At 60.4% G+C, this 18,565-nt stretch carries 12 protein-coding genes and 1 pseudogene; 6 read left to right on the forward strand and 7 right to left on the reverse strand.

Annotated features, from left to right (window positions below):
• Positions 1–12 precede the first annotated feature (12 nt).
• A complete protein-coding gene (locus tag PSH91_RS12010; protein WP_305468310.1) occupies positions 13–2,226 on the reverse strand; it encodes a hypothetical protein in 2,214 nt (737 codons plus the stop codon).
• A 37-nt stretch (positions 2,227–2,263) separates the two neighbouring features.
• Entirely contained in the window at positions 2,264–3,421 is a 1,158-nt protein-coding gene (gene wecB / locus PSH91_RS12015; RefSeq protein ID WP_047229892.1) for a non-hydrolyzing UDP-N-acetylglucosamine 2-epimerase, read from the reverse strand.
• Between the two features lie 1,009 nt (positions 3,422–4,430).
• On the opposite strand from wecB, the gene PSH91_RS12020 reads away from it, so the two are divergent.
• The 4 genes from PSH91_RS12020 to PSH91_RS12035 all read left to right on the forward strand — a co-directional run bounded on the left by PSH91_RS12020 (position 4,431) and on the right by PSH91_RS12035 (position 9,280).
• On the forward strand, positions 4,431–4,979 hold the full coding sequence (locus tag PSH91_RS12020; protein ID WP_076385109.1) for a TRAP transporter small permease: 549 nt from the start codon (positions 4,431–4,433) through the stop codon (positions 4,977–4,979).
• A complete protein-coding gene (locus tag PSH91_RS12025; RefSeq protein ID WP_047229890.1) occupies positions 4,976–6,256 on the forward strand; it encodes a TRAP transporter large permease subunit in 1,281 nt (426 codons plus the stop codon). Before PSH91_RS12020 ends, PSH91_RS12025 begins: the two co-directional genes overlap by 4 nt.
• A gap of 56 nt (positions 6,257–6,312) precedes the next feature.
• Positions 6,313–7,332: a TRAP transporter substrate-binding protein gene (locus PSH91_RS12030; RefSeq protein WP_047229889.1), complete on the forward strand. Its 1,020-nt coding sequence runs from the start codon at positions 6,313–6,315 to the stop codon at positions 7,330–7,332.
• A gap of 277 nt (positions 7,333–7,609) precedes the next feature.
• Positions 7,610–9,280, forward strand: a complete 1,671-nt coding sequence (locus PSH91_RS12035) for a BCCT family transporter (RefSeq protein WP_305468311.1) — start codon at positions 7,610–7,612, stop codon at positions 9,278–9,280.
• A 4-nt stretch (positions 9,281–9,284) separates the two neighbouring features.
• Here the strand turns inward: PSH91_RS12035 and PSH91_RS12040 are convergent, their stop codons facing one another.
• From PSH91_RS12040 to PSH91_RS12050, 3 genes are all read right to left on the reverse strand, one after another.
• Entirely contained in the window at positions 9,285–9,995 is a 711-nt protein-coding gene (locus PSH91_RS12040; protein ID WP_288913489.1) for a 3'-5' exonuclease, read from the reverse strand.
• Positions 9,992–11,869 carry a DUF294 nucleotidyltransferase-like domain-containing protein gene (locus PSH91_RS12045; protein WP_076385103.1) on the reverse strand — a complete coding sequence of 626 codons (1,878 nt, stop codon included), beginning with the start codon at positions 11,867–11,869 and terminating at the stop codon, positions 9,992–9,994. The genes PSH91_RS12040 and PSH91_RS12045 overlap by 4 nt, the downstream gene beginning before the upstream one ends.
• A gap of 96 nt (positions 11,870–11,965) precedes the next feature.
• Positions 11,966–12,757 (reverse strand): transporter substrate-binding domain-containing protein, encoded by a 792-nt coding sequence (locus tag PSH91_RS12050; protein ID WP_076385101.1) that lies wholly within the window; start codon positions 12,755–12,757, stop codon positions 11,966–11,968.
• A gap of 187 nt (positions 12,758–12,944) precedes the next feature.
• On the opposite strand from PSH91_RS12050, the gene PSH91_RS12055 reads away from it, so the two are divergent.
• Complete coding sequence (locus PSH91_RS12055) at positions 12,945–14,105, forward strand: GGDEF domain-containing protein (RefSeq protein ID WP_197685212.1); 1,161 nt, start codon at positions 12,945–12,947, stop codon at positions 14,103–14,105.
• Positions 14,106–14,128: 23 nt separating this feature from the next.
• On the opposite strand, the gene PSH91_RS12060 is transcribed toward PSH91_RS12055, so the two are convergent.
• Together PSH91_RS12060 and PSH91_RS12065 are read right to left on the reverse strand one after the other, a co-directional pair.
• Entirely contained in the window at positions 14,129–14,761 is a 633-nt protein-coding gene (locus PSH91_RS12060) for a response regulator transcription factor (protein ID WP_047229883.1), read from the reverse strand.
• Positions 14,762–14,792: 31 nt separating this feature from the next.
• Complete coding sequence (locus PSH91_RS12065; RefSeq protein WP_092398613.1) at positions 14,793–16,154, reverse strand: cache domain-containing protein; 1,362 nt, start codon at positions 16,152–16,154, stop codon at positions 14,793–14,795.
• Between the two features lie 348 nt (positions 16,155–16,502).
• Here PSH91_RS12065 and PSH91_RS12070 point away from each other — a divergent pair.
• Positions 16,503–18,562 (forward strand): annotated as a pseudogene (locus PSH91_RS12070) (carbon starvation CstA family protein).
• Positions 18,563–18,565 lie beyond the last annotated feature (3 nt).

Consider the following 18,565-nt stretch of genomic DNA (forward strand, 5'->3'; position numbering starts at 1 on the left):
CGAAGGGTACCGTTACTGGCGATTGCGACGGGCGCTACGGCCAGCCAGCAACAGGAGAAGGAACAACACAATGGCGCCAGGGATCAGCCAGAGCAGCGAGGGTTTACGCCAGGCATCCAGCCCTTTGGGTTCTTCACGGCCGAGCAACCGACTGCCGCTGGGGTCCTTGCTGTCGATGATCGTCACCGCGCCGCTGTCGCCGAGAATCGCCACATCGCCACGGGTCAGTACAATCGGCTGGGCGAAGTCGGGCGCTTGGCTGCCCAGGGTCCGATACACCAGGCCATGCTGTCCCGAGGCTTGCACCACTTGTAGCGAAGCCAGTTGGTTGAGGGGCTGCACATCCAGCAGCAAGTGATCTTCATGGTTGATGCGCAGACGTCCCTGTTCATCGACCAGGACCGATTCCTTGCTGTCCTCAAGCGGCAACTCGAACGCCAGGAAGGCTTTGTCCGGGCTGACCACGGCTTTGGGATCGGAGCTGACGTTCAACTGCGCGCGCAACGGTGAAACACCGACGGCATCGGCCACCGAGATCACCCGGGCCAGACTGGCGGCCGGTTGGTCGAGGTATGCCTGGGGAACGAGGATCTGGGTCGCCACGGCGAAGCGCGCGGCCATGCCGGAGAAACCGTCGTCCAGGGCAATTTTTTCCAGCACGATATGGCTGCTCGGCAGCACCGCTACCGGGAAGGCCTGGGGTGTTTCCAGGCAGCGATCGCTGACAGGCTGGCGCTGGAACGAGACGCGCAATACGTTTTTTGAACCCAGGGCATAGCTGGGGATATGGGCCTGGATGCGTTGTGACTGACCATCGGTGGTCAACTGCTGGGCCCCGATCAGGAAATCGTTGAAAAACAGCGAGGCCACGGGCGGGGTGTGTGAAGCCCCCGGTGCTGCGGACAGGTCCACCACGGCTGTCACCGGCAAGCGACCGTCATACGCCACGCTGCCCAAGGGGAACGAAGTGCTCCAGTCGAATCGGGAGGCCACGTCATAGGTGCCAGGTGCGCCGCCCAGTCGCGACAGGGCCACGCGGCCATCGTTGCTCAAAGGCGTTTGCGCTTGGCTGACGGTCAACTGACGGCTGCGCGCCAGTTTGTTCCACGCTGAACCAAGCAGCGACAGGGCTTTGCCGGTGGCGTGCGGGGCGATCATCAGGACCGGGCGAGTACCCAGCAGCGCCAGGCGCACATCGTCCGGACCGGCGCCTGCCGTGGCTGCGTTGACGTGTTGTGCGCGCCATTGGGTCAATGCACTGGCCGCCGTTGGGTCGACGCTTTGGACCTGACTCTGCAACGCGTCCAGGGACTGATTGATGGCCTGGAGCAATTGCGGGTCGTTGATGGCCAGATCGGCCTGTACATTCGGGGTTTGCCCCAGCATCAGCAGCGCGCCGATCTCTGCCGGGTTGGCCAGGCGATGCTGGCCCTTCGCGTTGAGGCTGGCGAAGGCCGGGAGGCTCAACAGTTCGGCCGGGATGCGCAGAGCGCTCAAATCCACACTGTCTTGTACGGCAGGGAACGGCAGGATGCGGCTGTGCTTGCCCATTCGCTCCAGGGCCACGCCCAATCGCCAGGCCGCGTCATAGCTGTCGGCGGACAACGAACCGGGTGCAACCAGGATCCCGGGTTGAGCAGGCAATGCCGTCCAGGCGGCACCGACATCCTGCAGTTGGCTGGCGTCGTAGCTGTAGTTCAGGCGTGTGTCGGGCTGGATGCGCAGCACGTTGCCGATGACTCGGTCGTCTTCGCACAACGGCCGGGAGACCACCGAAGACCAGGCAATGCCCAGCCGCACCAGGCCGTTGTCGCGCGCAGCCTTGTCGACGCCCAGTGTGGCGCTGGCACTGCCCTGAGGTTCGCTGAGTCCTTCGGCGCGCACCGGATAGCCATCGAGCGACAGCAGCAGGGTGTTGCGGCCCCCTTCGCCATTGAGATAGCTGGCGTCTAGTTGCAGGGTCGCCTCATTGAGGGCAACCCCGGCCGGCACGGGTAGATACAGTTCCCGTCGGGAATCGCTGGCGCCCAGCAGGATCGGCGCACTGATGCCCAGGTCGCTCAAGCGGACTTCGCGCTCCTGGCGGGTATCGGCGTTGAGCCGATGGATTGCCTGGGTAAGCGGGCTATCGGCAGCCAAGGCAAAGGTTGGCATGAGCGCAAGCAGGCTCAGGCCACAGGCAAGGGCGCTGAGCGCACCCGTAGAGATGGCAACGGAAGGCTTCATTCAGGTAAATCTCGATTCTGATAAGGGGGAGCAGCGATTAGGAGGCGAGCAACTGGCGTGGCGCGTACATCGGTGGGTGAGCCCAGCCTTGGGGCAATTGCGACTGGCCCACGAGAAATTCGTCCATCGGGCGCCCCATCAGGGTATCGACGATGCGCTGGCTGGCCTTGCCATCACCATAGGGGTTGGCTGCCTGAGACGCGCGGCGCCACAAGGCCTTGTCGTCGAACAGTGCGTCCACGCCGGCAATGATCGAGGCCGGGGAGGTGCCGACCAGACGCACCGTACCCGCAGCTACGGCTTCGGGGCGTTCGGTGACGTCGCGCATCACCAGCACCGGTTTGCCCAGGGACGGCGCTTCTTCCTGCACACCACCGGAGTCCGTGAGGATGACGTGGGCGTGTTGCATCAGGCGCACGAACGCCAGGTAATCCAGGGGCTTGATCAGGTGCACGTTGAGCAGGTCACCCAGTTGTTCAGTCACCGGGCCCAGTACGCTGGGATTGAGATGCACCGGGTAGACGATCTGGATGTCGGGACGCTGGGCCAAGTGACGCAAGGCCTTGCAGATGTCCAGGAAGCCTTCGCCAAAGTTCTCCCGGCGGTGGCCGGTGACCAGCAGCAGCTTGCGTCCGGTTTGCAGGAACGGGAACTGTTGGTCCAGTGTTTGTCGCAGTTGTGCATCCTGCTCGATGCGCCGGGCGGTCATCTGCAACGCATCGATGACGGTATTGCCGGTCACCAGGCAGCGGCCCTGCAGACGTTCGTCCAGCAGGTTATCGCGAGATTGTGCGGTGGGGGCAAACAGCAGGTCGGCGCTGAGGTCGATGCAACGACGGTTCATTTCTTCCGGCCATGGGCTGTAGATATCGCCGGTGCGCAGCCCGGCTTCCACATGGCCCACGGGAATGCGTCGATGAAAGGAGGCCATCGAAGCCACCATGGCCGAGGTGGTGTCGCCATGGACCAGCACCCGATCCGGCCGGGTCTGTTCCAGTACCGGGTCGATTGCGCCGTACAACGCAGCCGTCAGCGAGTTGAGCGTCTGATGCGGCGTCATCACGTTGAGGGTGAAATGCGCCTTGAGATCGAACAGGTCCAGCACCTGCTCAAGCATGCTCTGATGCTGGCCGGTGACACAGATCAGCGACTCAATGCCCGGTTCGGCGGCGAGGGCCTTGACCAAAGGTGCCATCTTGATGGCTTCCGGACGGGTACCGAAGATCGAAAGAATCCTGATCCGTGACTGATGAGTAGCGATGACGCCCTTCCTCGCGCAGTTTGCTGCGCTGCACAGCCGTTCGCCCAAGCGCGATCATGCGTTTGAGTAAACAAGCAAGTTGAATTAAGTGGGATCCAATATCAGGCAGGCGCGTTACGCACGCGGAAAGTTGCGTAATGGCCTATTGCAGTTTGGAGCGGCGAAGTAATAACACCAAAGAACACGGGCGCAAAGTTTTATTTGAAAGGTATTTTGTTGTTTTGACTAAGAAGGGTTGAGGGGAGGTTGGAAAGTTGCGCTCTTATTCTGAAATTAAAATGGTGTAAGATTTTGAATGATAAGGTTTTTTCGTGATTTATTGAGTACTGGAAAGGGCATCTTGATCACGCCAAGTCTATCGAGGTCTTATTTCTGGCGCCGCTTTATATAAAGGTGCCTGGATGTCTGTCATTGAAATGACGCCTGTTTGTTGTCGGGGTTGGAAGTATTATCGAGTTGGCGGGTTGCCGGTGAAGTGCGGAAGTTAAATAAGGTTCAATTTTATTATTGGATTTTCAGATCAGCGGAGTTGAACAGTTTTGTGTGGCGCTAGTTCATAAATAAAGTTGTCTGTTGATAAATAAAAAAACGCATTGGGCACGGTGTCGAACACCAAAAATACCGGATAAGCCGGCCCACACGCTTATCCGATAATCGCACGCTTTGTGTGGGCCTCCCGCCAAGGTGATTGACCGAACTAACCGGTTGGTACATTTTAGGTGCACACCTCTTGTTCAGCTTGACCAAGACCATAATAAAAAATTGAGGAACCCCCATGCGTACCCGTCTGCAAGCGCTCAGCCCCTATCCCTCGCTTCGTTGCTCCGGACCCGGAACAACGCTCAGCTGCTGTGTCCTGACCCGATAGCTCCCGCCCATCGTTGCGGTCCTATCGCGCCGGTTGCTGGATGCCGGCGCTCGACAAGTCCGGGAGGTCTTCAAGATGACAAAGGTCGTCGATCTGTATTTCAAACTGCTCAAACTGCTGATTGTGCTGTGCATGGTCGCAATGATCGTGCTGGTGTTCGGCAATGTGGTGCTGCGTTATGCCTTCAACTCAGGCATCAGCGTCTCGGAGGAACTGTCGCGCTGGTTCTTCGTCTGGATGATTTTTCTCGGCGCCTTGGTAGCGCTCAAGGACCGTGCCCATCTGGGGCTCGACAGTCTGGTCAAACGCCTGCCTCCGGCCGGCAAGCGCCTCTGCCTGGTCATCGGGCACCTGATGATGTTGTACATCTGCTGGCTGATCTTCAGCGGCAGTTGGCAGCAGGCGGTTATCAACCTGGATGTGGTCGCGCCAGCCTCGGGTATGTCGATGGCAGTGTTCTACGCTGCCGGCCTGGTGTTCGGCGCCAGCGCCGCCGCCATCCTGGTCTATGAGCTCTACCTGGCGCTGTTCGGCAAGCTCAGGGATGACGAAATGGTCATGGTCAAGGACAACGACGCCGCCGAAGTGATCGCCCATAACCCCATCAAGAGTACCCGCCCATGACACTGGTTATTTTCCTCGGGTCATTGATAGGCAGCATGGCGCTGGGCATTCCCATTGCCTTTGCCTTGCTGGTGGTCAGTGTGGCGTTGATGTTTTATCTGGATCTGTTTGACGCACAAATCATCGCCCAGAACCTGCTTAACGGTGCCGACAGTTTTCCGTTGATGGCTGTGCCGTTCTTCATGCTGGCCGGCGAAGTGATGAACTCCGGCGGCCTGTCCAAACGCATCGTCAACATCGCCATGGCGCTGGTGGGACACAAGCGTGGCGGCCTGGGTTACGTGGCGATCATCGCGTCCTGCCTGTTGGCATCGCTTTCGGGGTCGGCGGTGGCCGACGCGGCGGCGCTGGCGGCCTTGCTGGTGCCGATGATGGTGCTGGCGGGGCACAACCGGGCGCGTTCGGCCGGCTTGATTGCCGCCGGAGGCATCATTGCCCCGGTCATTCCGCCGAGCATTGGCTTCATTGTGTTTGGCGTGGCGTCCGGGGTATCGATTTCCAAGCTGTTTTTGGCCGGGATCGTGCCGGGTCTGATGCTCGGTGTCGCCCTGGCCATCGCCTGGTGGTTCATCTCCCGCAGCGAGCATGTGCAGACACCACCCAAGCGCTCGCGGGCCGAAGTGATGCGGGCCCTGGTCGAGGGCAGTTGGGCCATGGGCCTGCCGCTGATCATCATCCTGGGTCTCAAGTTCGGCATTTTCACCCCGACGGAAGCGGCGGTGGTCGCAGCGGTCTATTCGTTGTTTGTGTCCTTGGTCATCTACCGGGAAATGAAAGTCAGCCAGCTGTACGAAGTGATCCTGTCCTCGGCCAAGACCACCTCGGTGGTGATGCTCCTGGTGGCGGCGGCCATGGTCTCCTCGTGGCTGGTGACCATTGCCGACTTGCCGGGCCAGTTGGCGGCAGTGCTCGAACCGTTCATGGACAGCCCGACCTTGCTTCTGGTGGTGATCATGCTGTTGATCATCATGGTCGGTACGGTCATGGACATGACGCCCACCATCCTCATCCTCACCCCGGTGCTGATGCCAGCGGTGACCCAGGCGGGTATCGATCCGGTTTATTTCGGCGTGCTGTTTCTCATCAACACTGCCATCGGCCTGATTACGCCACCGGTGGGTACCGTGCTCAATGTGGTGAGCGGGGTTTCGAAACTCAATATCGAAGAGATCGTTCGTGGCGTGTGGCCGTTCCTGCTCGCGCAACTGGCGGTGCTGTTCCTTCTGGTCCTGTTTCCGCAACTGGTTCTGGGACCTTTGAAATTCTTCACCGGTTGACGCCGGTGCAAGCGGTAGTAGCTCGACTTCTAAAACAATAATGATCGGAGAGTGACATGGGACAACTGATGAAAACCTTGTTGGCCGGGGCATGTGCAACGGGGCTGCTGCTGGGCAGCGTGGTCAGCCACGCGGACGAGATCCGCGAGCGTACCCTGCGATTTGCGTTCCAGAACGTCAAGGAGCACCCCCAAGGGCAAGGCGCACAGAAGTTCGCCGACCTGCTGAGCGAGAAGAGCGGCGGCAAGCTCAAGGTCCGTCTGTTCCCCGGCGGAACCCTGGGTGGTGACGTGCAGACGGTCTCGGCCCTGCAGGGCGGTACGCTGGACATCACCGTGCTCAACTCCGGCATCCTGGCCGCCCAGGCAGCGGATTTCGCGATGCTCGATTTCCCCTTCCTGTTCAACAACGCCGAAGAAGCCCACGCGGTGATCGACGGGCCGGTCGGCCAGAAGCTGGCGGCGCAATTGGACAGCAAAGGGCTGGTTGGCCTGGGCTACTGGGACCTGGGTTTCCGCAACCTGACCAACAGCAAGCATCCAGTGGCCAAGCTTGAAGACATGCAGGGCTTGAAGATTCGCGTGATCCAGTCACCGATCTACCTGGAAACCTTTACCGCCCTGGGCGCTAACCCGGTGCCGATGGCGTTTCCCGAGGTCTACACTGGCCTTGAGCAGCACACCATCGACGGCCAGGAGAACCCCTTCACGGTGATTGAGGGCAACAAGTTCTTCGAGGTGCAGAAGTACCTGTCGGTGACCGGCCACATCTTCAATCCCCAGTCGCTGATCATCAGTCAGAAAACCTGGAGCCGTCTGAATGAGGATGAAAAAAACCTGATCCGCCAGGCCGCCGCCGAGGCGCAGAAGTACCAGCGGGAAGTCACCGCTGCGAGCATGGACAAGGCCAAAGCAACACTGGCCGGTGCGATGACCGTGAACGAGATCACCCCGGCCGAGAAAGATCGCTTTCGCGAGCGTGTGCAACCGGTGATCGACAAGTTCGCCAAGTCCCTGGATGCCAATCTGGTGAAGATGATGTACGACGAAATTGCCAAGGTACGCGCCGCGCAGTGAGCTGAGCGAAACACAGGCTGATCAAAGGGCGCCGGGGCAATCCCGGCGCCTTTTTTTTCTTTGCGATTCAGGCTTTTCCCAGCCGTGATGCCGGTCCCCTGAGGGCTCGCGCACGGGCCATTTTCCCAGCCGGGGAACGCTTGAACGGCTGCAATGTCCCAGACTGGCTCATAAGCTTGTTAAGATACATGCGCACACATCTCGTTTTTACCATAGGAACAGCGGGGCTTATCAGACCATGCGCGCCCAAGCGCGCGGATAACAAAAGGAGGTTCTCGTGGGAAAAAACCCTGTAGACGATCTATCAGGACAACCCCAGTCAACCGGCACAGAGGGGATACCAGCCCCCAGCGGCAAAGCCAATCTCATCGACACCGACTACGTGATCGGGCAAGACAATATCCGAGGTCAGTTCTCTTTCTCTCTGGATATCCACGGCAAAGTTTTCATCATCTCCGCGGCGACCATTCTGCTGTTCGTCATCGTGACACTTGCACTGCAGAATGAAGTCGAACCGCTTTTCAGCGCCATGCGCAGTTGGTTGACCAAGCATCTGGCCTGGTTCTTCATGAGCGTGGCCAACATCTTCGTAGTGCTGTGTCTGGCGCTGATCGTCTCGCCCTTGGGCAAGGTTCGGTTGGGCGGCCAGGATGCCACGCCGGACCACACCTATGTGGGCTGGTTCTCCATGTTGTTCGCCGCCGGGATGGGCATCGGCCTGATGTTCTACGGTGTGGCAGAACCCATGTCCCATTACGCTGCCTCTATGGGGGGTGTCACACTCGACGCCAGCGGGGCGCGTACCGACTGGGCGCCTCTGGGCGGTGCGGCGGGCGATATGAAAGCCTCCGCCGACCTGGCCATGGCCGCGACCATTTTCCACTGGGGTCTGCACCCTTGGGCCATCTACGCCATTGTCGCGTTGTCCCTGGCCCTGTTCTCCTTCAACAAAGGCTTGCCGCTGTCGATACGCTCGATCTTCTACCCGCTGCTGGGTGAGCGCGTCTGGGGATGGCCCGGCCATATCATCGACATCCTGGCGGTATTCGCCACCCTGTTCGGGCTGGCGACTTCGCTGGGCATCGGTGCCGAGCAGGCCGCTGCGGGGATTGAACACCTGTTTGGCATTCAATCGACCAGCGTGAGCAAAGTCGTGCTGATCATCGGCATCACCCTGATTGCCCTGTGGTCGGTGCTCGCCGGGTTGGAGAAGGGCGTCAAGCTGCTCTCCGAAATCAACATGGGCCTGGCCCTGTTGTTGCTTGTGTTCATTATCGTGGTGGGGCCAACCCTGGCGATCCTCACCGGCTTCTTCAAGAACCTGGTGACCTACGCCGAGTACCTGCCGGCGTTGTCCAACCCCTTCGGTCGCACAGACACTGAATTCACCCAAGGCTGGACGGCGTTCTACTGGGCCTGGTGGATCAGCTGGTCGCCGTTTGTGGGGATGTTCATTGCCCGCGTCAGTCGCGGCCGTACTGTTCGCGAGTTCCTGATCTCGGTGCTGCTGGTACCTTCGCTGGTGTCGGTATTGTGGATGACCACCTTTGGCGGGACAGCCATCGACCAGGCCACCCTCCAGGGGCTGAGTGGGGTCAAGGATGCGGTGTTGGAGCTCAAGCTGTTTGCCATGCTCGAAGGGCTTCCGCTCAAGGAGATCACGTCACTGCTCGGTATCGTGCTGGTGATCGTGTTTTTCATCACCTCTTCGGATTCCGGTTCGCTGGTCATCGACACCATCACCGCTGGCGGCAAGGTCGATGCGCCCGTTCCACAGCGGGTGTTCTGGGCCATCATCGAAGGTGTGATCGCTATTGCGCTGTTGTTGGGTGGCGGTTTGATCGCGTTGCAAGCCATGGCGGTTTCCACCGGCTTACCGTTTGCCATTGTCCTGCTGCTGGGCTGTATTTCCCTGGTCAAGGGATTGATGTCGGAACCGCGCACCTGACCTTTTAATCCCACAGCTGGCCGATAGGGACGGACGGGCTGTAGTGAGTGGCTATTTGCGCTTGCAACAGCTCGGCCGTCGCCAGGGCATCGGTCAAGGCATGATGGGCGTGATAGGGCGGCAGGTGGTAGCGCAAGCGACTGTCCGCTAACCGGATGGACTCGGGTGGACGGCGTAACAGCCGGTCCAGCCAACGCCGCTGACCGCGCACCTGCCGCGCTTCCAGCTGCATCGTGTCAATCACCGGAAATTGCAGGCCCTCCCCAAGGTGATTGCGTAACGCCTGATCCAGGAAGTTGCGTTCGATGGCCCGGTAATGCACCACCATGATCTTCCCTGCCATGGCTTCCAGCACTTTCTCCATGACGTCCGGCAATCGGGGAGCATGACGGATGTCGGAGTGTGTGATGTGGTGAAACGTCACCGACTCATGACTGAGCTGCGAGGGCTTGATCACCCAGTACAGGGCTTCACCGCAGCGTATGCGCCTGAGGGTGAACGGCAGCAGGCCGATGCTGACGATACTGTCGGTGCGCGCGTTCAGACCGGTGGTTTCAAGGTCCATGGCCAGCAGTTCCACCTGCTCCAGTGCAGTCCCGGCATCTATGACACCCTGTTGGTAGAAGCGTTGCAGCAGCGGGTGCCGGGCTTGCTGTTCCAGACGTTTGAAACGTGCCGCCCAATCCAGCGCTTCTTGCCCCTTCGGATTGTTCATCGGGATGGCCGAGCGTGACCGGGGTAGCGGAATCGCAGGAATTTCTGCGCATTGCTCAATACCTGAAACGCTTCCTTGAGGTTGTGCCGCTCGGTGGTGGAAAAGCGCTCCGGTTCGATGTAGTTATCCGGTTTCTGGCCCTGTTCGATGGCGTCGACCTGGTGTCGGATACGCACCATCGACAGGAATTCCAAGGCATAGCGCAGATGCTCAATGGCCTGCGGTTGCACGAGCTGTGTGGTGCTGATGGCTTCGAGACGATCAAAGGAATTCTGCGCCGTGGTCCCGCAGGCCAGGGCGTGGATACGGATCAGATCGGTCAATGGCGCCGTGCCACGGCCCTTGAGGTTGATGATCTGTTTTTGCTTGCCGTCGGTTTCCATTACGAAGGTGCGAAAGAAACCCAAGGGGGGCGTGCGGTTCAAGGCATTCCGGGCCATCGCCGCCAGGAAGGCGGGGGTCACCCTGGATTTTTCAGCGCAGAGCACCTTGAGTTCGTTGACCATTTCCAGTTGCCCATAGACCCCGTCCAGGTCAAAGAAGATGCAACTGTTGAGCAGGGTGGCGGCATTGGGCTTCTCGATCCACTGGCTGAAATACTCGCGCCATACTCGCAACGGCTGCCGCCATTGCGCGTTGGTGGCCATGATGCCGCCCTTGCAGTAGCTGTAGCCGCACTCTGCCAGGCCGTCGCTGACGAAGGTGGCCAGGCTTTTGAAGTATTCGTCGTGCAGGGCCGGGTCGAAACGATCATCCAGTACCAGGGCGTTGTCCTGGTCGGTCACCAGCAGTTGTTCGTCCCGCGCCATCGATCCCAGCACCATGAAGCAGTACGGAACCGGCGGCGGCCCCAGTTCCCGCTCGGCCAACTCGAGCAACCGCTGGGTGAAGGCGCGGCCAATGCCCGAGATGGCGCTGCCGATCATGTGAGCCGTCGCACCGTCGCGCACCATGCGAATGTAGGTGCCGCGCAGATCTCGCAACAATGAGCGCAAGCCCTCGACAGAGGTCTGGTTGGAGATGCTGTTGACCAGGTACAGGCTGCTCTGGGACTCGTGCCGGATGATGTCCGACAGGTTGATCAACCCCAGCGTGCGTCCCTTGTGCACCACCGGTAGGTGGTGGATGTTGCTGCGAAGCATGCACAACATGGCTTCGAACAACGAGTCATCGGCCTGGATGACCACCGGATCGGTCGACATCACTTCACCGATGCAGGTATCGCCGCTGCGGTTGGCGGCCACTACCCGGGTGCGCAGGTCGCGGTCGGTGACGATGCCGAGCATTTTTTCCGGGTGATGCCCGGCAGGTTCCAGGACGACGACGCAGGAAACGCTTTCCTGGGACATCAACCGTGCCGCTTCGTGAACGCTGGTGTGCGGGGTGACCCAGACCAGGTCCCGGGAAATCAGCGCGCGGGATTTCAATTGGATCAGTTCGCTGGCGCGGCCCTGGGCCTCTACGGCGGATTTGAGCCTGGAGTGTCCTTCGGCCTCGACAAAGTCGGCGAAGCTGTCATGTTGCTCGCACAGTTGGGCAAACACATCCGCCGGGATGAAGTAGATCAGGCTGTCTTCAAGGGCCCGCGCCGGAAAACGCACTTTGTTGCTGCGCAGCAGGCTGGCCTGACCAAAGATATCGCCTTCCACCAGACGGTTGTACAACTGGCCGTTACGCCGGTAGATCTCGACTGCGCCACTGCGCACATAATGCAGGTCGTGGACGATGGAGCCTGCCTCGAGAATATCGCTGCCGGCCTTGAAGTAGCTGACTTCGACGCGCTGGGCTATGGCCTCCAGGGTTTGCTGGGGCAGGGCATCGAAAGGGGGAAAACGATGCAGGTGCTCGCTGATTTCCAGTAACTCGATCTGCATGGAACCTCGTGGCTGATCAATTGAGAGACCAACATGCCAGTTCCAGGGGCCGCACACAAACCCTGGGTGAGTGAGTCGTGTGCGGCGCAGGCATTGTCACTGTTGCTGGGGCACCGCCAGCCACTGGCCGATGACCTTCTGGTAGCTGCCATTTGCTTTGCTCAGGTGCAGCCACTGGTCGACGTACATTTTCCAGGTGATGTCGTCCCGTGGCAGCAGGTAGGCCTTCTCGCCATACTGCAAGTAACGGCTGGGGTTGACGGCGCAAAGACCGGGCTTGAGTTTCTGCTGATAGAGCGCTTCCGAGGCATCGGTGATCATCACGTCGGCCCGCTTGTCCAGCAGTTCCTGGAAGATGGTCACGTTGTCGTGGAACTTAAGTTGCCCTTTGGGCAGGAACGCCCGGACGAAAGCTTCGTTGGTGCCGCCGGCCGGTTCCACCAGGCGCACCGAAGGCTGGTTGAGCTGCTCGATGGTCTGGTAGCGCGCCTGGTCCTCGCAACGCACCAGCGGGATTTTGCCATCCACATCCAGGGTGGTGCTGAAGTTGGCTTTTTTCTGACGCTCCAGGGTCACGGAAATCCCGCCCATGCCGATATCGCATTTACCGGCGACCATGTCCGGCATCAGGGTTTTCCAGCTGGTCTGCACCCATTGAACCTTGACCCCTAGGCTGGCGGCCAGCGAACGGGCCATGTCAATGTCGATCCCCTCGTATTCACCTGTTTCGGCTTTGTAGGTGTAAGGCTTGTAGTCGCCCGTCGTACACACTTTCAGCTCGCCGCGTTGCAGGACCTGATCAAGGTGCGAAGGGGCTGGCTCGGCAAGGGCGCTGCCGCAGAACGCCAGCAGGCCACAGAACGTCATCGTGTTTGTTATGTTTTTCATAGGGACTGCACGTCTCGCAAGGGAGGGGACAAGAAGGGCAGTGTAGTGAAAAGGTTGGCGGGCTGTCATTGGCGCCTCAAACTTCGCAGGTGTGCTGCCTTCGCCTCTGTCATCATGGGCGATGGCAGACTTGGGTCAGGGGAGAAACACGTTTCGGATGGACGCATCAGTCGTCAGAATTACGCTTATGTTGATGGTCCCAGGGATCCTGTCGGTCTTTGGGGTTGCGTTCGTCTGCGCCTGGTTTATCGACAAAAAACGCGACTATCTGCTGCTCCTGGCTGGTGGCTGTGGCCTGTTCGCATGTGGTGCCACGTCGCAGCTTTTCGGCTGGCCTCCTGGGGTCGGGCCCAATGCCATTGTGTCCGGCGCGCTGTATACCTCGGCGGTCCTGGCAGTGGCCGAAGGCGTTTTGCTGCGCTCGCAAAAACGCCTCGGCTGGCGGCTGGACGTGGCCGTGGTATGCGTCATTTCCCTGGCACTGGCCTGGTTCTTTTATATCGACCGCAACCTGCTTGCGCGCATCTACATCCAGAACTTCGGCTATGGTGCGATTTTGCTTGTGGCGGCGGTCAAGCTCAGATCGCTGTTACGCGGGCGACTCGTTGACAAGGCGCTGTTCTGGGTGTTGCTGGTCTTCGCGTTGCATTTCTTTCCGCGGACCCTGCTGACTGTCGGGCTGTCGGTGCCGCTGGACCGGGTCGCTTTCGCCAACTCGGTGTTCTGGCAGGCGCTCCAGTTGTCCCTGGCGGTGCTCGGTATCGGACTTGCCTTTGTGATTCTCGCCGCGGCCATTGCTGACGTGATCGATGACCTGCGTCGCGAACGCGACTTTGACCCGTTGACCGGTGTCTTGAACCGGCGCGGCTTCGAAGAACGGGTGTCGATGCTGCTGATGAAGAGCCCGCGCGGCACGACAGCGCTGGCACTGTGCGATATCGACAACTTCAAGAACATCAACGATAGCCATGGCCATGACGTGGGCGATAACGTCTTGCGCGAAGTTGGCCAACTGCTGCGCACTTCGGCGCGCAAACGGGACATCGTCGGGCGCCTCGGTGGTGAAGAATTCGCTGTGCTCCTGCCGGACACCGATGCCCGGGAAGCTTACGAATGTGCCGAGCGCTTGCGGGCGGCCATCGAGAACGGTACGCCTGTCACGCGCGATACTGTCGGGCCGGTCACCGCGAGTTTCGGTGTCGGCAGTCTAGGCCCCAGGGAAACCTGGCAGGATCTTTACAAGCGCGTAGATACCTTGCTTTACCAGGCGAAGCGAACCGGGCGCAATCGCACGGTGGCCGATGAAGTTCCGGGTCGGATCGAAAGGCCCACCGAGGTTCAGTCATAAGCCGCGAGCGCGAGCCGGGGTTGCTAGCGTGAAATGATCCCGTGATCGATGGCGTATTTCACCAGGGCCGCGGGCTTGTCGATGTTGAGCTTGCGGCGGATGCTCAGGCGATGGGTTTCGACGGTACGCACGCTGATGTCCAGTTCCCGGGCCATTTCCTTGTTGTTCAGCCCCTGGACCATTTTGTACAACACCTGACTCTCGCGCGGCGTCAGCTCGTTGTCGGTGGTTGGGTCGGTGGCCAGCCGTTGGGCGATCTCGGCACTGTAGAAGGTGCCACCGCTGATGATGGCTTCAATGGCCGCGATGATTTCCCGCGAAGGGGCATTCTTGAGCACGTAGCCACTGGCGCCGCAGCGCACGGACTCACTCACATACTCATAATTGTCGTACATGCTCAGGATGAGGATCTTGAGGTTGGGGTATTGCTTGCCCAGCAGGCGGGTCAGTTCAAGTCCGTTCATGTCCTTGAGGCTGATGTCCATCAGCAACAGGTCCGGTTGGCAGCGCCCGACCATCTCGATGGCCTGTGCACCATTCTCGGCTTCGCCCACCACGTCCAGTTGGGGCATGACGGACAACAGGGCCCTGATGCCATCGCGGACCAGGGAATGATCATCGACCAGCGCGACGCGGATCACAGAGGGCAGGTTCATCGGCAGGTGCTCTTGTCAGGTTGGGCGCGCATCAGCTTTGTGTCGCCATCATGTTCATGGGCAGCAGGATATCGAGCTCGCTTCGTCCCGGCACCGAGGTCATTTCCAGCCGTCCGCCGAAATGCTCGACCCGCTCGCGGATATTGCGCAGGCCGATGCCGGCGTGGCCACGTTCGACCTGCGGTACGTTGAAACCCATCCCGTCGTCCACCACCGTCAGGCGCAAGGACTGGCCGGACCCGAACAGGGTGATGCCGACACTTTTCGCCCCGGCGTGACGCTCGATATTGGTCAAGGCTTCCTGAGCAATGCGAAACAGCGAAACCGGTGCTCCATTTTCCAGGCGGCAATCGAATTCGTTGCTTTTGTACGACACTTCAAGCCCGCTGCGTTGCTGAAATTCGGCCGCGAGCTGGCCGATGGCGGCGGACAGGCCCAGGGTGTCGAGCAGGGAGGAGCGCAAGTCGTGGGAGATGTTGCGGATCTCGCCAATGGCTTCCCCCAGCCGGTCTGTCGCGTTCTTCAGGATGCCCAGGCCGTTTTCCTGCCCCTTTTCGAGGACGTGACTGGCCAGTTCAAACTGGAATTTTATCGACACCAGTAATTGGCTGATGCCGTCGTGCAGCTCGCGTGAAACTCGCGCGCGTTCCTCTTCCTGCAAGCTGACGATGCGCTGGTTCAGTCGTTGCAGCTTTTTGTCGGCCAAGCGATGTTCGCTGACGTTGAGGGTCATGCCGCCGGCAAACACCAGCAGGACCGCCACCAGCGCAATGGCGGCGATGGCCTGCATGGTGGTGTGGATGCCCTGGGCCACTTCAGCGCGGGCTTGCTGGGTGGCGCGCTCGACATCCTCCAGGTAAATCCCGGTCCCGAGCATCCAACCCCAGCGATCCAGCATCACCACATAGGCCAGCTTGTCGGTCACCTGGCCGGAGGAGGGCTTGTTCCAGGCGTAGCGCTGGAAACCTTCGCCGGATTCAGCGCTCTTGAGCAATGCCTGGATCACCGGCAGCCCCTGGGGATCTTTCATGTCCCAGAGGTATTGGCCCACCAGTTCGGACTGCCGGGCATGCATCAGGCTGCGCCCCTGGCGGTCGTAGACGAAGAAATAGCCATTGATGCCAAAACTGAGCTTGCGCAGCTCCTCCAGCACCTGCTGCTGCGCGCGTGCGTCGCCCTGGCCGTTGTTATACAGCGGGGCGATCAGGCTTTGCGCCATTTCGACGTAGTTTTTCAGCTCTGCTCGCTTGCTGGCCAGGATGCTGTCTTCGATCAGTTGCGCCTGTTGATCACCCAACTGGCGATTAAGCGAGATCACCAAGGCGCAGATGACGGCAATCGCCAGGACCAGGGGCAGAATTCCCAAGGCGACGATTTTGTGTTTGAGCAGCATGTGTACTCCTGTCCGGACTCAACGGGGGGAGGCGAATGGTCGGCATCATAACGCTGTGGGAGCAAAGCTTGCTCGCGATCGCGACGGATCAGCCTGGACTGTTGCCAACAGACCCAGCGTTATCGCGAGCAAGCTTTGCTCCCACAGTCGTTAGCCTGCATTGGCTTTGCATGGGCTCACACAGAGGGATTCCACGAGAATCTACGTAGAACTACGTAGGTGGCCCGTACGTAGTACTGCGGATTTATTTATTGACGGCTTCCACGGATATTGGGCCGGCTCCGAATAGTCGGGGCACACTATAAAAACAATCGCCGCAATCCACTGGATATCGGCAGGAGACACGCAATGACAACCCGTCTGGTTAAACACCTTGCCTGGTTTGCCGTGGCTGTTCTGGGAGCTTGTGCGTTGAGTGTCGTGGCCTTGCGCCGCGGCGAACCGATCAACGCCCTCTGGATCGTCGTCGCAGCCGTGGCCATCTACCTGGTCGCCTACCGCTACTACAGCCTGTTCATCGCCAATAACGTGATGCAACTCGATGCGCGCCGGGCCACCCCCGCCGTGCTCAACAACGATGGCCTGGACTATGTCCCGACCAACAAACACATCCTGTTCGGCCACCACTTCGCGGCCATTGCCGGTGCGGGGCCGCTGGTCGGGCCGGTACTGGCGGCGCAGATGGGCTACCTGCCCGGTACGCTCTGGCTGATCGCCGGGGTGGTGCTGGCCGGTGCCGTGCAGGACTTCATGGTCCTGTTCCTGTCCACTCGTCGCAACGGTCGCTCCCTGGGCGACATGGTCCGCGAAGAGATGGGCCGCGTTCCCGGCACCATCGCGCTGTTCGGCTGCTTCCTGATCATGATCATCATCCTCGCGGTGCTGGCGCTGATCGTGGTCAAGGCCCTGGCCGAGAGCCCGTGGGGGATCTTCACGGTGATGGCGACCATCCCGATCGCGATGTTCATGGGCATCTACATGCGCTACATCCGCCCGGGCCGCATTGGTGAAATCTCCCTCATCGGCGTGCTGTTGCTGCTGGGTTCGATCTGGCTCGGCGGGCAAGTGGCCGCAGACCCGGTCTGGGCCGAGGCCTTCACCTTCACCGGCGTGCAAATCACCTGGATGCTGATCGGCTACGGTTTTGTTGCCGCGGTGTTGCCGATCTGGCTGATCCTGGCGCCGCGCGACTACCTGTCCACCTTCTTGAAGATCGGCACCATCGTCGCCCTGGCGATCGGCATCCTGGTCACCATGCCCGAGCTGAAAATGCCGGCACTGACCCAGTTCACCGACGGCACGGGCCCGGTGTGGAAGGGCGGATTGTTCCCGTTCCTGTTCATCACCATCGCCTGTGGCGCGGTTTCGGTTTCCACGCGCTGATCTCTTCGGGCACCACGCCGAAGATGCTCGATAACGAAGTCAACGCCCGCTACATCGGTTACGGCGGCATGCTGATGGAGTCGTTCGTGGCCATCATGGCAATGGTCGCCGCTTCGGTGATCGAGCCGGGTGTGTACTTCGCCATGAACAGCCCGGCGGCGATCGTCGGCGGTGATGTGGTGAGCGTGGCGCAGACTGTCAGCAGCTGGGGCTTTGCAATCACCCCCGAAGCGCTGCAGGCGGTGGCCAATGACATCGGCGAGACCACCATCCTGGCCCGTGCCGGCGGTGCGCCGACGCTGGCGGTGGGGATCGCGCAGATCCTGCACTCGGTGTTGCCGGGTGAGAACACCATGGCGTTCTGGTACCACTTCGCAATCCTGTTCGAGGCGCTGTTCATCCTCACGGCGGTAGACGCCGGCACCCGTGCCGGGCGCTTCATGCTGCAGGACCTGCTGGGCTCGTTCGTCCCGGCCCTCAAGCGGACCGAATCCTGGGTCGCCAACCTGATCGCCACCGCCGGCTGTGTGGCGCTGTGGGGCTACCTGTTGTACCAGGGCGTGATCGATCCGCTGGGCGGCATCAACACCTTGTGGCCGCTGTTCGGCATCTCCAACCAGATGCTGGCCGGTATCGCCCTGATGCTCGGCACCGTGGTACTGATCAAGATGAAGCGCCAGCGCTACGTCTGGGTGACCATGCTGCCGGCGGTCTGGCTGCTGATCTGCACCACCACGGCGGGGCTGATCAAGCTGTTCGACGCCAACCCGGCGATCGGCTTCCTGGCCCTGGCGCGCAAATACAACGATGCCCTGGCCGCCGGCCAGATCCTGGCCCCGGCCAAGAGCATCGAGCAGATGCAGCACGTGGTGTACAACGCTTACACCAACGCAACGCTGACGGTGTTGTTCCTGCTGGTGGTCTTCAGCATCCTGTTCTACGCGCTCAAGGTCGGCATCGCTGCCTGGGGTCACAAGGAACGCACGGATAAAGAAGCGCCCTTCCAGGCCGTGCCGGACGCCTGAATC

The sequence above is a fragment of the Pseudomonas sp. FP1154 genome (assembly GCF_030687245.1).
GTDB lineage: Bacteria > Pseudomonadota > Gammaproteobacteria > Pseudomonadales > Pseudomonadaceae > Aquipseudomonas > Aquipseudomonas rhizophila.

Excerpts from the sequence above, each read along its gene's own strand:
- PSH91_RS12010 (WP_305468310.1), bottom strand. The coding sequence starts at position 2,226 with ATGAAGCCTTCCGTTGCCATCTCTACGGGTGCGCTCAGCGCCCTTGCC.
- wecB (WP_047229892.1), bottom strand. The coding sequence starts at position 3,421 with ATGGCACCTTTGGTCAAGGCCCTCGCCGCCGAACCGGGCATTGAGTCG.
- PSH91_RS12020 (WP_076385109.1), top strand. The coding sequence starts at position 4,431 with ATGACAAAGGTCGTCGATCTGTATTTCAAACTGCTCAAACTGCTGATT.
- PSH91_RS12025 (WP_047229890.1), top strand. The coding sequence starts at position 4,976 with ATGACACTGGTTATTTTCCTCGGGTCATTGATAGGCAGCATGGCGCTG.
- PSH91_RS12030 (WP_047229889.1), top strand. The coding sequence starts at position 6,313 with ATGGGACAACTGATGAAAACCTTGTTGGCCGGGGCATGTGCAACGGGG.
- PSH91_RS12040 (WP_288913489.1), bottom strand. The coding sequence starts at position 9,995 with ATGAACAATCCGAAGGGGCAAGAAGCGCTGGATTGGGCGGCACGTTTC.
- PSH91_RS12045 (WP_076385103.1), bottom strand. The coding sequence starts at position 11,869 with ATGCAGATCGAGTTACTGGAAATCAGCGAGCACCTGCATCGTTTTCCC.
- PSH91_RS12050 (WP_076385101.1), bottom strand. The coding sequence starts at position 12,757 with ATGAAAAACATAACAAACACGATGACGTTCTGTGGCCTGCTGGCGTTC.
- PSH91_RS12055 (WP_197685212.1), top strand. The coding sequence starts at position 12,945 with ATGTTGATGGTCCCAGGGATCCTGTCGGTCTTTGGGGTTGCGTTCGTC.
- PSH91_RS12060 (WP_047229883.1), bottom strand. The coding sequence starts at position 14,761 with ATGAACCTGCCCTCTGTGATCCGCGTCGCGCTGGTCGATGATCATTCC.
- PSH91_RS12065 (WP_092398613.1), bottom strand. The coding sequence starts at position 16,154 with ATGCTGCTCAAACACAAAATCGTCGCCTTGGGAATTCTGCCCCTGGTC.